The organism is Bradyrhizobium sp. Ken51, from assembly GCF_055807435.1.
In genome coordinates, this window is the sequence record NZ_JBVVPB010000026.1 from 66,952 (window position 1) to 80,300 (window position 13,349).

Here is a 13,349-nt window from a genome sequence, read left to right on the forward strand (position 1 = left end):
CACGGTGATTGAAACTGTCGATTCGGAAGCCGAACGACCTGCAACCGGACCGTTCCTGCGCGCTGTAGCGTAAAAATCGGAGAGGCCGCATGCGCTGTTGGCAAGCTCGTAACCCGCCGTCCGTCCCCTAGCTCACTTGCCCCCGCGTGCAAAAAAAGGCGAAGGTCGGCGTGAAGGCGCGCCAGCATCCGGCCCACGGGCTTCCAAACGTCTGGACTACCGCGCGCCTTTTGGATGAATTTTGACAGCACTGGTGGTCATCACCGCCGCCAGCGGCGCATCAATGCGTGCTTGGACCTCCGTTAGGTGCAGCAGATGAAGAGTTCACACAATGGCGATGACCCGAGAGGGAGCGCTCCCGGTGACACCGAAGCAGCGTAGATTGCGCGTCCATACGCAAGATCCGTTACCAGGGTTGGGCGGGACAGGTGACCTTTCCCGAGCTGGCCGAGGACCTCGGCTATCTCGCGCCGCTGAAGCTGAAATGGGTCGGCAATACCATCAGCGGGCCGCAGGATATTCAGACCGTGGTCACCGGTGACATCGACATCGGCGGCGCGTTCTATGGCGCGATCCTCAAGCTGATCGCGGCGAAAGCCCCGATCAAGGCGGTGGTCGGCTATTACGGCTCCGATGCCAATACCTATTATGGCTACTTCGTGAAGGACGACAGTCCGATCAAGTCCGCGCGCGACCTGATCGGCAAGAAGGTGGCGGTCAACACGCTGGGCGCACATCTGGAGTTCGTATTGCGCGAGTACATGGCTAGGTCCGGCCTCAGCGCGAGCGAGGCCAAGCAGGTCACGCTGGTGGCGATCCCACCGGTGAGCGGCGAGCAGGCGTTGCGCCAAGGCCAGGTCGAGGTGAGTGCGCTCAGCGGCGTCTTGCGCGACAAGGCCCTCGAGCGTGGGGGCATCCGCTCGCTTTTCAATGACACCGATCTGTTCGGCCAGTTCACCGGCGGTGCCTACGTGCTGCGAGACAAATTCATCAAGGACAATCCCAATGCCTCGCGCAAGCTGGTGGAGGGGATTTCGCAGGCGATCGCATGGGCCCAGACCACACCGCCGGAACAGGTGAGGGCCCGGTTCGACAAGATCATCGCCGAGCGCAAGCGCAATGAGGATGCCTCCTCCATCAAGTACTGGAAGAGCACGGGCGTTGCCTCCAAGGGCGGCGTGATCTCGGATGCCGAAATCCAGGTCTGGATCGACTGGCTGGAGAAGGACGGTCTGTTCAAACCGGGTCAGGTCAAGGCATCTGATACCTATACCAACGCGTTCAACTTCTTTCGTCCCGGCAAGACGGCGGAGGCCCGATGACCTCGGTCAAAATCCGTATCGAGCAAGTCCGCAAGGAGTTTTTCCTGCGTGGCGAGGGGGCCGAGCAAAGAAAGCACTTTGCCGCGCTTGAGGACATCACGCTCGATGTTCGCTCCGGCGAATTCCTGGCGCTTGTCGGCCCGAGCGGCTGCGGAAAGTCGACCTTGCTCGATCTGCTGGGCGGTCTCACGCTGCCCAGTAGCGGCCGGATCCTGCTCGATGGGCGGCCGATTGCCGGACCGGGTCGCGACCGCGGCATCGTGTTCCAGCAGTATGCGCTGTTTCCTTGGCGCACCGCTGCGGAAAATGTGGAATTCGGTCTCGATATCGCCGGGCTCAAGCCCAAGCAGCGGCGCGACATCGCCCGGCATTTCCTTGACCTGGTCGGCCTGTCCGGCTTTGCCGACCGCTACCCGCACGAGCTCTCCGGTGGCATGAAGCAGCGCGTGGCGATCGCGCGAAGCCTCGCCTACGATCCGGAGGTGCTGCTGATGGACGAGCCGTTCGCCCCGCTCGATGCTCAGACCCGCGAGACGCTGCAAGGAGAGTTGCTCCGGATCTGGCGTGCCACCGGAAAAACCATCGTCTTCATCACCCATGGCATCGACGAGGCGATCGTGCTCGGCCAGCGGGTGGCCGTGATGACGTCGCGCCCGGGCCGGATCAAGCAGGTGTTCGACGTTCCAGATGTGCTGCGCAGCGAAGATGGCGACGTACGCTCGCTATCCGAGTTCGGCCGCGTGCGTCACGACGTTTGGAGTCTGTTGCGCGAGGAAGTTTTGAAGGCACAGCAGGGACAGTTGGCCGGCGCCATTGGCACGCAGCGTGCCGCCCGCAAAGTGGAAGAGGTTGCCCATGTCTAGTCTCGAAATGTTGACATTGCTGGAGGTTGCGCACGGGCGCCGAGAGCCGCTCACCAGCGTGGAAAGACCAGCATCGCCAGTGGCGGACCGGATCCGCGCCGCGGCCCGCGGGCTGGCTGCCTTCGGGCACCGCTCGTTGCTGCTGATTGCCCTGCTGGCGGTCTGGGAGGCGGCTCCGAGAATCGGGCTGATCGATGCCGTGTTCCTGCCACCGTTCTCGGAGGTTATCGCTGCGGGCTGGCAGCTTGCGCAAACCGGTGAGCTCTACGATGACGTCTCCGCCAGCCTGTTGCGCGCCTTGAGTGGCTTTCTGATTTCGGTCACGTTGATCGTCCCGCTCGGCGTGGCCGTCGGTTGGTATGCCCGGCTCGGTAATCTCGTCAACCAGTTCATCGAGATCTGCCGCAATACCGCGCCGCTCGCGCTGCTGCCGGTCTTCATCCTGCTGCTCGGCATCGGCGAAACGTCGAAGATCACGATGGTGGTCTATAGCTGCGCGTGGCCGCTGCTGCTCAACACCGTTGCCGCGGTGAAGCAGGTCGATCCGTTGCTGATCAAGTCGGCGCGGACCATGGGGGCAACCCCGCAGCAGCTGTTCCGCAAGGTGATCCTGCCGGCAGCGCTTCCCACCATCTTTGTCGGGATACGCCTCGCCAGCGCGTCGGCCATGCTGGTGCTGGTGGCGTCCGAAATGGTCGGCGCGAAGGCCGGCCTCGGCTATCTCATCATCAACAGCCAATATAGCTTCCTGATCCCGCAGATGTATTTCGGCATCCTCGGGATCACCGTCATCGGGTTGGCGTCCAATGCCGTTCTCGAAGCGCTGGAGCGGCGCTTCATGCGCTGGAAGGCGCCAGTGACGGCGTAATCCGTCAGCTCCACATGTGATGATTAGCCGACGCAGCGCGCGATTGAGATTGTTCCGCTCAGAGGAGTGCACGATGACAAGCCAACCCATCGCGCCGAGTGCGTGTCCGCCCCGCCGGGATCGGTTGAGTTCAACGCCGACGTGCTGGTCCTCGGCGGCGGACCTGCGGGCACTTGGGCTGCGGTGAGTGCGGCGGAACGCGGGGCGCGCGTTGTGCTGGCAGACAAGGGTTTTTGTGGCACGTCCGGGGCTACCGCTGCCGCCGGCACGGGCGTGTGGTACGTCGACCCGGCTCCTGCGCTTCGCGAGGCGGCGATGGCCAAGCGCGAGAAGCTGGGCGGGCAGCTCCAGGACCGACGTTGGATGGCGCGCGTCCTCGAGCAAACCTACCTGCAGAGCAGCCGGCTCGCCGATTGGGGCTATCGTTATCCCACCAATGACGAGGGCAAGTCGCAGCGCACCTCGCTGCAGGGCCCAGAATACATGCGCCTGATGCGCAAGAGGACCAAGCAGGCTGGCGTCACCATTCTAGATCATAGTCCTGCGCTCGAACTGCTCGTGGACGACAATGGCGCCGTTGCTGGTGCCAGCGGCCTGCGCCGGCAGAAGCATGATCGCTGGACGGTGCGGGCCAAGGCGGTCGTGATTGCGACAGGCGGCTGCGCGTTCCTGAGCAAGACCCTGGGATCGAATATCCTGACCGGTGATGGCTACCTTATGGCGGCGGAGGCTGGCGCTGAATTCAGCAGCATGGAATTCTCCAATCCATATGCAATCTCGCCGGCCTTCGGCTCGGTAACGAAAACCCTGTTCTACGGTTGGGCGACCTTTACCTATGAAGACGGCAGCGTTGTCCCCGGCGCGGCGTCGAAGGGGGGGCGCTCGGCTATTGCCCGAGCGCTGCTCGAGGGCGCGGTCTATGCGCGGTTCGACAAGGCTGACGATGACGTGCAGTACCAGATGCGTGCGTCGCAGCCGAACTTCTTCCTGCCATTCGATCGCACCGGCGTCGACCCGGTTAGCAATCGCTTTGCGGTCACGCTTATGCTCGAGGGCACCGCTAAAGGCGGCAGCATCAGAACCATCCTTTTTGTATCAGGGCACTCCTAACGATGATGCGAGGGCAAAAGCCGCCGACTAGCAGAAGAGGGGGCGCCTAACCGCGCCTCCTTATCGCTGCTACGGAACGAGCCTTCTCCGGCCCAGCGAGGAATTGAGCTGGTTCGTAAGGTGCTGGCTGAACGAGATATCCGATGGTGTAAACCCGTTGGGGCCCGTTGGCCCGAAAGTCAGAAGCAGCTCGTGCGTCCGCGTTCGGTTCACGTTGAGTATTGGCGTCCCGCCGCCCGAGAGCGGGATAAGCTTGAATTGCGGACTTACGCCACCGCTCGATACCACAACGAACTTAAGATCGTAGCTATAGACGTCGACCTTTTCGGGCTTCTTGTCTCCCGTCGGCTTCGATGAAAAAAGTAGATCTGCCGCCATCACGTGATCGCGCAAAAAGCGCTCGATCCCCAGGTCGGACTTCACGAACAAAGAGCTGACATTCTGATTGATCGGCCAGTCCTCCATATCGCACATTTTCTTGTTTTTGCCTGGGCCAGCGATATTGGCGACACCCCAATAGGAATAGGTCGTATCTGTGCGCGTCGCCGTCGACGATAGCTCTCCTGAAACGCCGACGCCCCAGCTGCGGCCGATCGAATTGCCGGATTCCATTCCATCCGTCAGCGTGCGGTTGTAGGTGAGGCTAGGGGTGACGGCCGAGCTTTCGGCGATCGTCAGCGTCATCTGCAACTGGACGCCATAGTCGGGCGGTATCGCCGGTCCAAAGTTGGTGTGGATCTTATTAACTTCGCGTATCGCCCTGATGGTCTCGCAGAAGATATTGCGCTTGATGTTGAACACCATGTCCGTGCCGATGTCCTGAGCCTCCCAACCTTCGGTAAGCTTGGGCGGTGTGAAGCCGCAGCCGGCGAGCGGCAGCGTTAGGACGAGCGCCATCGCGGTGACCCTCGAGGAGTGACGAGACATGTTTGGTGCCTTACTCGGGTAGCTGAACGCCGGAATCAGGCCTGATCTGCTTTAGGAGTTCGGTTGCCTCTCCACGCGGCAAGGCCTTGATTGTCACTTCGAAACCGGGATCCGCCTTCTTGACGACAAAGTGGCCCTGGTCACCGGCAGACTTCGCGAGCTCGGGTAGCAGTTCGCTTGGTACGTCGCCGAGCACGAAATCAAAATTTTCGCCGGACTTCATAATGCGCAGCGCATCGATCTTGGGGTAGCACAGGCTTCCCCACAGTCGTTCATCAGGTAGGCATGGCGGAGGGTGTGGGGGCATATTCGTCTCCTGAGTATCATTTCCCTGCATGCAATAGATACGATCAGGCCACGGAGCGGGTGGGGTCGCAAGTCACTGCCGAAGTTGGTGAGTTAAAATCTTTAGTTGTCACCAAATTACAACACAATGAAAGCGTGCTTGCATCTAGAACGCCAGTGCGCACCTAGCACTGCATCCGCTTCGTCCCAGTTCCAGTCAACCGGCAGATCTGCGCATGGATTTTTTTTGAGTTTATTCTTCTTTACGCGTACTTCCGATACTTCGATTTTCGCCTGGTGGGCGGTGAACGACTTACGCATTATCGGCTCTGGCGCGCGCTCTTTACACCGCGCGAGAGTTTCAATGAGCAATACTTGGCCGACCGTGTGGGGCTGTCGGTCCATCCAGCCAAGGCATGGTGGTCTTTCGTCCGTCCGATCATTGTCATGCTACCGGTTTATGGGGCAGGGTCGTTTTCGCCTCAAACAACATCGATGTTTGCTGCGGTTGGTCTCATTCTCCTCCTCTCGCCGCTCGGAATGCCCGCGCCGAAGCCCTTGCACAGGACATATCCGCTTTCGGAGACCTTCGGAGCTCGCCTCAGCGCTGCCTTCAACAGTCTGATTGCAACGGGACTGCTCAGTCGCGTGTTTTTTTTCTGGTGCGGAAGCTGACGGGGCACGCAGTTAGGTTCGATTGGTTGTTTGTGAGATTCAGCTTGTTCCCCACTGTCCCTGCGGAAGCCCATTCCGAAGAAATCGCCGCAGCCGCGTGGTTAATCGCTATCTTCATGGTCTTCATCAAATCATGTGTCTGGACCAAAGCGGTCATCACTCAAGGCCCCGACCGTTTCGGGTACGGGCCCTCGGCGCACTGCCGATCAAGACGGACACCGCGCACATGAACAGCCTGAAGAGTGTTGTGTGGTTCGCTGCAGGCATAATAGTTGGTTGGTTAGCGCTCTGCTTTATCTATAACTACACTGCTCTCCTGGCTAGGTACGAAGATTGGGGTGGCAAAAGGACAGTAGATATATTGATGCTGATTGGATTTTTGACTGGCCACACTTTTTAATTGGGCGTTTGTAGAGCTCTCGTGTTGGGGTGGACGGCAAAGCCGATGGGTCAAAGTTCTGCGCTATTTACACCCACGGGTAAGCGTTCATAAAACGCTTTGCGACTGCGACAACCTGAAGTCTCGCCAAGTTGCCTATGCCTTGTATTGGTGGAATATAGTATTTTGAGCTATCTCTCACTCGGCCTCGAGTCGAATTCCAAAATCTGTCAAGCCCAACAAAGAGTTAGACACAGGACGGTTGCCTGTTCGGCATATAGATCGTTAAATTTCTTCTCGCTCCGACCATCGGCCGAGTTGCCGGGAACCAATAGATGCTGCTGCTTCACATATCCGATATCCATTTTAAGGCCCCGCAATGCTTGAACCCGGACATGGATCCCGATCGCGGCGTGCGCACCCGTCTCGAACGGCACCTTGCGACCCAGATCGCGAGGTTGGGCAAGGTGGACGCAATTCTGGTCGGCGGCGACGTGGCCTTCAAGGGTGATCCGTCGGAGTATGGTGTCGCGAAAGCCTGGCTGCTGAAGCTCGCCAAGGACACCGGTTGCCAGGTCGAGCGGATCCTAGTCATTCCTGGGAATCACGACGTCGACCGCGACGCGATCTCGAAGGCGATGAACACCCGTAACGCGCAGCGCGCGATCGCGCACGAGAAGCAGTGGCGGGAGAGCGTGTTTTCGGCGCAACTGAGCGACGCTTCGACTGGCGAGGCGCTCTTTCATGGACATAGAGCTTACAACGAATTCGCCGCACCGATGCACTGTCAGGTTTGGCCAGGTCGCATTTACTGGAAGCAGGACTTGGATCTGTCGCCGACCGTCAAACTCCGGATCCACGGCCTCACGTCGACGATATTGTCGGGTCGTGACGGCAAGGACGATCAAAGGCCTTCGCTCTATGTCAGTCCGCTGCAGACCGCCTTGGATCCCGTTCCAAATGTGGTGAACCTGGTGATGTGCCATCATCCGTTCGATTGGCTGATAGACGGGGATGAGGTGGAAGACGCCTTGAATCGACGGGCGACTTTCCAGATATTCGGTCACAAGCACAGGCAACGCCTGCTGCAAGAAACGAACTTCGTGCGATGGGCCGCAGGCGCGGTCAATCCGTCGCGGAGCGAGAACCAATACGAACCGGGCTACAACCTGGTCAAGATCAACGTGCTGGGAGCAGGCAAGGACCGATGTTTGTCGGTCGAGACACACCAGTTCACCTATCAGTCGAATCCGGAGGGCTTCCGCCCCATCAAAACCTCGGGAGACGAAGACGTATTCCGGCACACCATTGAATTTCCGGAGGATACGATTCCGGTATTCGATGATCCTGCCGTTACCGCCGGACTTGCGGTAGTGTCGCCGGTAGCGATGATTTCCAGCGCCACCGACGCAGAGGCTGCCATGGGAAGCGAAGTCACTCGCAACATAGTTAGTCGCTTTTGGGATTTGGCGTCGAGCGATAGACGGCGGATCGCGTTGGAGCTTGGGCTGATCAGCGAGGAAGAAATCGCGTTGCCGGAGCCCGAGCGATACGGGAAAGCGCTTATTAGAGCAAAGGAACGCGACCTGTTGGAGAGGCTGGCCCAATTGGTTGCGGAGAGAGAGGGGTAGATGATGGCTGAACGCAAGGTCGTTCCGATGCATCCGGATTTCGCTCGTTGGTATGGCGAAGTGTCCTTCGACGAGGAACTGGCGCAGGCCAGATGGGCGGGCGTCGATCAAGTCGTGGCCACGCGGAATCGCGCGACGGTCGAGGTCTTAACGAGATTGGCGTTCGACACCAAGGCCGGTGCCGCAGGACACAAGAATCCGGTATTGGCCGGCAAGCTCAAGCAATTCCATGAGGCCTTCGCGGCAACGGGAGATTACGATCCGGCGGCGGGCAGGGAAAACCAAATCCTTGCGGCCTGTGCGCTCGTGCAATTGTTCGGATCCTATTCGATCGCGGCTCTCGCGGTCACTACGACCGCGTTCGGCGGCGCTCGCGCGACGCAGTTGCCTATGGATCTGGTCGGCATCGCCGAACAGGCGATCAAGAAGTTAGGATCGACCCGCCGCCAGCGGCCCGATCTTGCAGGTCTCCAGGTCGCTGCCCCCGAGATCGATTGGAAGCCCGATTTGTCGCAGGTGCAACCGAATGCGCCTCAGACCCTCGAGCCGACGCTGAGCGGCCTTCGGGATGCGGTAGAAGCCGCGCTCCAAACGTCCGTCGCGAAGGTCAATTCGTCGATCGACAAGATGGGCGCGTACATGCGCGTCGCCGACGAGGAATTGCAGATGCTTTGGTGGCTGCTCGGCGAACGCAGCTTGGATCTGAATGTGCCGTTCGACAAGGTCGACCAAGCGATGCAGCCGCTCATCTTCGCCCGAGAACTCATTGGCAGAACGGCATCCAGCCCCGGCCCATTGGCGCTTCCGGCTCTGTTGTCGCGGGCCGGCCTCAAATCCCGTGGGAAATTGGCTGTCGTAACGGCCACCAACGCAGTCTCCGACACATGGGCGACCGAGACTATCGAAACGGTATCGGCATCGCCGATCACAACGCCAATTCACTTCGCGCTGGACAAGCGTGTCGAGACCGGAGATCCGGAATCTTGGGCGAAAGGCTGGGCAGCGGTGACTGGACTGAGCGAAAATGAAGCGGTTTCGCCCCTGCTGCTCGGCGAGTTGTTCTACCGCGAGCGGTTGTTCCTGAAGTACGAGTGAGGCGTGTCGGTCGATGGCCCCGGTGGAGGTGACCTGTTCGAATCCGGACTGCCGCGTGGCAGTCGACGGCAAGTGCGTCGAAGGCTTCCAGCTCAAGGAATGCCAATTTTACGGCAAGGAACCCTCGGAAGAAGCGGGAGGAGATGCTCAAGCGGCGGAGCCTGCCAAGTCGGGCGTCGATCTCGAGGCGGGAACGACGCTGAATTCCGTCAGGGCCGGCTCTGTGTTGCGCCTAATGCCTTCCAGAGTCGTCGCGATCATCGGGATGCACGATTGCGGGAAGACTAGTCTTTTGGCCGGCATATACGACGCGTTTCAGGAAGGAGAGGTTCACGGCATTTCTTTTGCGGGCTCGTCGACACTGCACGGTTTCGAGGAAATCTGTCACGACTCTCGGGTAGCTTCGAAGCGTGGTATCGCGCACTCGCAGCGGACTAAGCGAGGAGAGGTGGCGTTCTACCACCTCGACGTGAAGATGCCCGGAGACGACGGACTTGCGTCGTTGCTGCTCGCAGATCGATCGGGAGAAGAATACGAAGAAGTGGCGGACGATATCTCCAACGCTCAGCCGTTGTTCGAGTTGCGCCGTGCGGACACAGTGACGGTTCTCGTCGACGGCAGCCGGCTGTGCGATCCGGATACTAGGCACGACGTGTTGGGTGCGATCCCGCCGATCGTGCAGTCGCTTCGAGAAGCAGAAACGTTCGTCCGTCGTCCGCAGATGGCGGTCGTTCTGACGAAGAACGACGAGGTATTGGCTTCCGGCAAGGCGGCCGTTGCAGCTTCCGACTTCGACCGTTTGGTCGCGCTGCTTAAGACGCGGTTCGAGAGCGACTTTGGAGAAATCTGCCACTTCGTGACGACCGCCTCGCCTAAGAACATGGAGGTCAAGCGAGGCGATGGTCTGGGCGAGCTACTGAAATTTTGGCTACAGGCGCCAAAACCGGAGCCCTTTACGCCGATTGCGGTTTCCGACGACCGTGTTTTCTCGAAACTCGCGCTGAGGGAGGAATGATGGCCGCCGCGGAATTCGGCTTGGGGGTGTCGATCGTCGGTTTGCCGGCTTCGGGCAAGACGACGTTTCTCGCTGCCCTTTGGCACCTCATTCAAAGCGGGGAGATGGCGACGAAACTACGTTACGGTTCCATGAGCAATCAGGACTACGCCTATCTGAACAAGATCGTCCGGTTGTGGCGTAGCGCGAAGGAACAGGGGCGTACCCAGATCGCCGGAGTGAAGTCGGTAAGCATGAACCTACGCGACAATGAAGGGAGGGAGGTCCGCATAACGTTTCCCGATGTCCCGGGTGAGGAGTATCGCCGGATGTGGGAAGAGCGAAAACTCGATGAGGGTCTCGTGCCGAACCTTGATTCTAGCAACATCATGCTGCTGGTAAACGGCGATAGGATACGTGCTCCCGCCTGGATCACCGAGCGTGAGGCGTTGAAGGCGAACGTCGAAGGAGACGGGGCTGCAAAGGCAGAACCCGAAGAGTGGTTGCCCGAGCATGCGCCAACTCAGATCCAATTGGTCGACCTGCTGCAGCATTTCAGGCGAGCGCCGCTCGATCGCGGGCCGCGTCGGATTGCCGTGATGATCGGAGTCTGGGACAAGGCCGAGGGGGAGGGTAAATCGCCAGACGATTTCCTGGCTGCGAAACTTCCGATGTTCGATCAGTATCTCAAGAGTGGCCGTGACGTCTGGACCTTCAGAACCTATGGTCTTAGTGCGCAAGGCGGCGAGTACGATCAGAACGATGAAGGCAATCCGCAGGCGAAACGCCGCAAGGATGCGGAGCGTTTGCGCGATATCGATCTGGCGTCGAAGCGGATAAGACTCCTTCGCGACGGGTCCGAAACGCACGATCTGACGGAGCCGCTCGAATGGCTGATGAACTAGCGTCCGCTTTCAAGTGTCAGCAGACGTTGCACGGCTACGGCGAGGGGCATCGGCTACTCGCCGGTTCCGCATCGCTTCCGGCTCGGGACGTCAGAACCATGCTGGTTTTCAGCGATGCCGCCGGCGGCGGGACGCTACCGGCCGAAGGATATCTGACCGGATATTCGTTGATCGAGTCAGCTAAGTACGTAGTCGCGAGAACCTGGCCGGCGCCCGAAATGCCGCGTCCCGGTTGCGTGTGGACGCATTCGATTTTGATCGATTTCTCCGATCTGGCGGCGTTGCGTTCCGCTTCGTCGATATTGTCTTCGTTCCGCCGGCCCGGAACGCAAGAGCGCGAATCCTATGGGCGCGACCTGCTGCTCCCGGGCTCTTCCTCGTCGGTTCATGCCATTTCGAAGACGGCTGCGGCGGCCGGCTTGATCGATGCCGTGTACGGTCATCCGATGCAGAAGATCGTCGCCGGCCTTGATGCGGGCTTCGACGAAGATCTGGTCGTCGGGCTATGGATGCAACAGTGGCCCCGACTGCGCAGAAGTTTCCGCTTCTGCACGTTTACGACGAGCGATCGATCCACGCCGTCGGACATGTTCGACGTGCAGCTGGTGTCGAGTGCAAGCCGGATACCACGTATGAGGATTCCGGATGCGGTCGTTCCGTCACAGGAAGTTGTCGATCCCGACTTCGCTCTTGTGGTCGAAGACCTCATGAATCCGGATGCTCGAGGCCTGCGTCGGTTTTTGCGCGGAAGCGGTGGTGAGATCGCGGGCGCGCGGGCCGCGATGCGTCCCTTAAGTCGAATTTTTAACTTCGTGCAGGGACAGCCGTTCTTGACTGGCATCTCCGACGCGGTCGCGGCATTGGACGAAATTGGTTCATCCCAGGCGGTGACGGCACGAAAGTCCATCGTCGAGAGGCTGGCTCAGGATATCGAAAGCATCGACGATGCGAGCTTCGAGCTCGTATTGAACGAGGCTCGCTCGGATGGCACGAACGTCCTGATCGCGCAAAAGACGAGCGAAGAACTCTGGCGAAGGCAGCCCTCTATGTTTGCGAGCGCCCTTGCGACAGAAGATCATTTGACACAGGCGGCCGAAGCGAAGCTTGCGTCCATGGACGACGAAGCGCTCTTGGCCGGGATCAATCGTGAGCCGTCGGTCGCACTAGTGATCGCCGACCGGCGACAAGACCTACTCGTCAATCCGAAGTTCTGGTCGATTCCGGGGTTGAATGTAGAACAGGCTCTGTCGATTTCATCGTCGGCAGACGGTGCCGCGGCCATCGTAGCCGGCATGATCGCCGGCGGCGTCGATCGCGCCCACGACTGCATCCGGAAATTCGGGGCGGGTCCCGTGATCGAGGCCATCGAGCGGATCGCGGATGATGTCGAACAGTCCAAGCTCGAAGCGTGGCTGCGCGCGCTCGGCAGTCGTCGCGACGACTTGAATCATGCTTTGTCGACTGGGAGGGTGAGTTTCAGGCCGCTCCTCCTGCTTGTCGCGCGGGTCACTTATCCGGATGCGATTAGAAGTGCAGGCGGGATAGACCCGTGGCTGGAGGCATTCACGCGGGCGAGGGGATCGCTCAACCGCGAGGATGAAGACTATCTGAAGGCGTTCCTGTTGGCGCGTGCTCTCGGCTGGCAGTCTTGCGCTCAAGCGGCGCTTATCAAGGTTTCCTTCGAGGCGGTATATCGAGCTTTGGCGGAGGGGCGGTTGCCTTCTGCCGGGTGGAGCTTGCTTTATCAAGAACTGCCGTGGGTCGCCCCGTGGAACGAATGGGATCGGTGCTGGCGAGTTCGGCAAGCTGTGATCGACAGATTCGTCGACCGAGAACTAGATCCGCGGGAGTTCGCCCACCTCGTGGACGATCCGAAAATCTGGCGCGAATTGGCTGCCTCGATGGCGAAGAGTTGGCGCGGATCGAAGTACTTGGAACGCGTTCGCGACAGGCTCCAATTCTCCACCTCAGACGTGGAGCAGCGCCGGATCGCCGAGATCGACCGTTTGCTATTCTAGGCCAACGCAAGCGAAAGCATTTTCCGCATACGAAGGGATCGCGACTGCTGCACAAAGCAACATAGGATGCGCCGAGCCGGACGTGCAGGCCAAACGGTCCGCATCAATTTCGAAGGGCGCACAGGGTTGCCAACTTGGGTTACCTTTCCACACCTGGGGTGCCACGTAAGCCTTTGAAAAGATAAACGAAAATTTGATCGCGCTGTGTTTTACTAGCATAATGCTAGCAAAACGCCGTCGTGAAAGTGTCCGCGTATAGTGGACGGGGTGCAACGGT

At 59.7% G+C, this 13,349-nt stretch carries 11 protein-coding genes; 9 read left to right on the forward strand and 2 right to left on the reverse strand.

What is annotated here, in order from left to right; translation table 11 throughout:
* Window positions 1–428 precede the first annotated feature (428 nt).
* The 4 genes from AC0L27_RS31755 to AC0L27_RS31770 all read left to right on the forward strand — a co-directional run bounded on the left by AC0L27_RS31755 (window position 429) and on the right by AC0L27_RS31770 (window position 4,163).
* Window positions 429–1,322, forward strand: a complete 894-nt coding sequence (locus tag AC0L27_RS31755; RefSeq protein ID WP_473321608.1) for an ABC transporter substrate-binding protein — start codon at window positions 429–431, stop codon at window positions 1,320–1,322.
* Window positions 1,319–2,185, forward strand: coding sequence for an ABC transporter ATP-binding protein (locus AC0L27_RS31760; protein WP_473321610.1), 867 nt, complete (start codon window positions 1,319–1,321; stop codon window positions 2,183–2,185). Before AC0L27_RS31755 ends, AC0L27_RS31760 begins: the two co-directional genes overlap by 4 nt.
* Window positions 2,178–3,053 (forward strand): ABC transporter permease, encoded by an 876-nt coding sequence (locus AC0L27_RS31765; RefSeq protein ID WP_473321613.1) that lies wholly within the window; start codon window positions 2,178–2,180, stop codon window positions 3,051–3,053. Before AC0L27_RS31760 ends, AC0L27_RS31765 begins: the two co-directional genes overlap by 8 nt.
* A 66-nt stretch (window positions 3,054–3,119) precedes the next feature.
* Complete coding sequence (locus AC0L27_RS31770; RefSeq protein WP_473321615.1) at window positions 3,120–4,163, forward strand: FAD-dependent oxidoreductase; 1,044 nt, start codon at window positions 3,120–3,122, stop codon at window positions 4,161–4,163.
* A 69-nt stretch (window positions 4,164–4,232) separates the two neighbouring features.
* Here AC0L27_RS31770 and AC0L27_RS31775 read toward each other — a convergent pair whose 3' ends face one another.
* Window positions 4,233–5,060 (reverse strand): hypothetical protein, encoded by an 828-nt coding sequence (locus AC0L27_RS31775; RefSeq protein ID WP_473321618.1) that lies wholly within the window; start codon window positions 5,058–5,060, stop codon window positions 4,233–4,235.
* A 40-nt stretch (window positions 5,061–5,100) separates the two neighbouring features.
* On the reverse strand, window positions 5,101–5,397 hold the full coding sequence (locus AC0L27_RS31780; RefSeq protein ID WP_473321619.1) for a hypothetical protein: 297 nt from the start codon (window positions 5,395–5,397) through the stop codon (window positions 5,101–5,103).
* A 1,367-nt stretch (window positions 5,398–6,764) separates the two neighbouring features.
* Here AC0L27_RS31780 and AC0L27_RS31785 point away from each other — a divergent pair.
* Genes AC0L27_RS31785 through AC0L27_RS31805 form a run of 5 tightly spaced genes read left to right on the forward strand, consistent with a single transcriptional unit; the run spans window position 6,765 to window position 13,072 of the window.
* Window positions 6,765–8,060, forward strand: a complete 1,296-nt coding sequence (locus AC0L27_RS31785) for a metallophosphoesterase (RefSeq protein WP_473321620.1) — start codon at window positions 6,765–6,767, stop codon at window positions 8,058–8,060.
* Complete coding sequence (locus tag AC0L27_RS31790) at window positions 8,061–9,155, forward strand: GTPase-associated system all-helical protein GASH (protein WP_473321622.1); 1,095 nt, start codon at window positions 8,061–8,063, stop codon at window positions 9,153–9,155. It abuts the gene before it with no gap.
* A gap of 55 nt (window positions 9,156–9,210) precedes the next feature.
* Window positions 9,211–10,170 (forward strand): TRAFAC clade GTPase domain-containing protein, encoded by a 960-nt coding sequence (locus AC0L27_RS31795; RefSeq protein ID WP_473321626.1) that lies wholly within the window; start codon window positions 9,211–9,213, stop codon window positions 10,168–10,170.
* Window positions 10,167–11,054, forward strand: coding sequence for a TRAFAC clade GTPase domain-containing protein (locus tag AC0L27_RS31800; RefSeq protein ID WP_473321628.1), 888 nt, complete (start codon window positions 10,167–10,169; stop codon window positions 11,052–11,054). Before AC0L27_RS31795 ends, AC0L27_RS31800 begins: the two co-directional genes overlap by 4 nt.
* Window positions 11,039–13,072: a GAP1-N1 domain-containing protein gene (locus AC0L27_RS31805; protein ID WP_473321629.1), complete on the forward strand. Its 2,034-nt coding sequence runs from the start codon at window positions 11,039–11,041 to the stop codon at window positions 13,070–13,072. Before AC0L27_RS31800 ends, AC0L27_RS31805 begins: the two co-directional genes overlap by 16 nt.
* The last annotated feature ends 277 nt before the right edge of the window (window positions 13,073–13,349 follow it).

Coding starts and splice junctions, on each gene's coding strand:
- AC0L27_RS31800 (WP_473321628.1), top strand. CDS start 10,167: ATGATGGCCGCCGCGGAATTCGGCTTGGGGGTGTCGATCGTCGGTTTG.
- AC0L27_RS31765 (WP_473321613.1), top strand. CDS start 2,178: ATGTCTAGTCTCGAAATGTTGACATTGCTGGAGGTTGCGCACGGGCGC.
- AC0L27_RS31780 (WP_473321619.1), bottom strand. CDS start 5,397: ATGCCCCCACACCCTCCGCCATGCCTACCTGATGAACGACTGTGGGGA.
- AC0L27_RS31805 (WP_473321629.1), top strand. CDS start 11,039: ATGGCTGATGAACTAGCGTCCGCTTTCAAGTGTCAGCAGACGTTGCAC.
- AC0L27_RS31775 (WP_473321618.1), bottom strand. CDS start 5,060: ATGGCGCTCGTCCTAACGCTGCCGCTCGCCGGCTGCGGCTTCACACCG.
- AC0L27_RS31790 (WP_473321622.1), top strand. CDS start 8,061: ATGATGGCTGAACGCAAGGTCGTTCCGATGCATCCGGATTTCGCTCGT.
- AC0L27_RS31785 (WP_473321620.1), top strand. CDS start 6,765: ATGCTGCTGCTTCACATATCCGATATCCATTTTAAGGCCCCGCAATGC.
- AC0L27_RS31760 (WP_473321610.1), top strand. CDS start 1,319: ATGACCTCGGTCAAAATCCGTATCGAGCAAGTCCGCAAGGAGTTTTTC.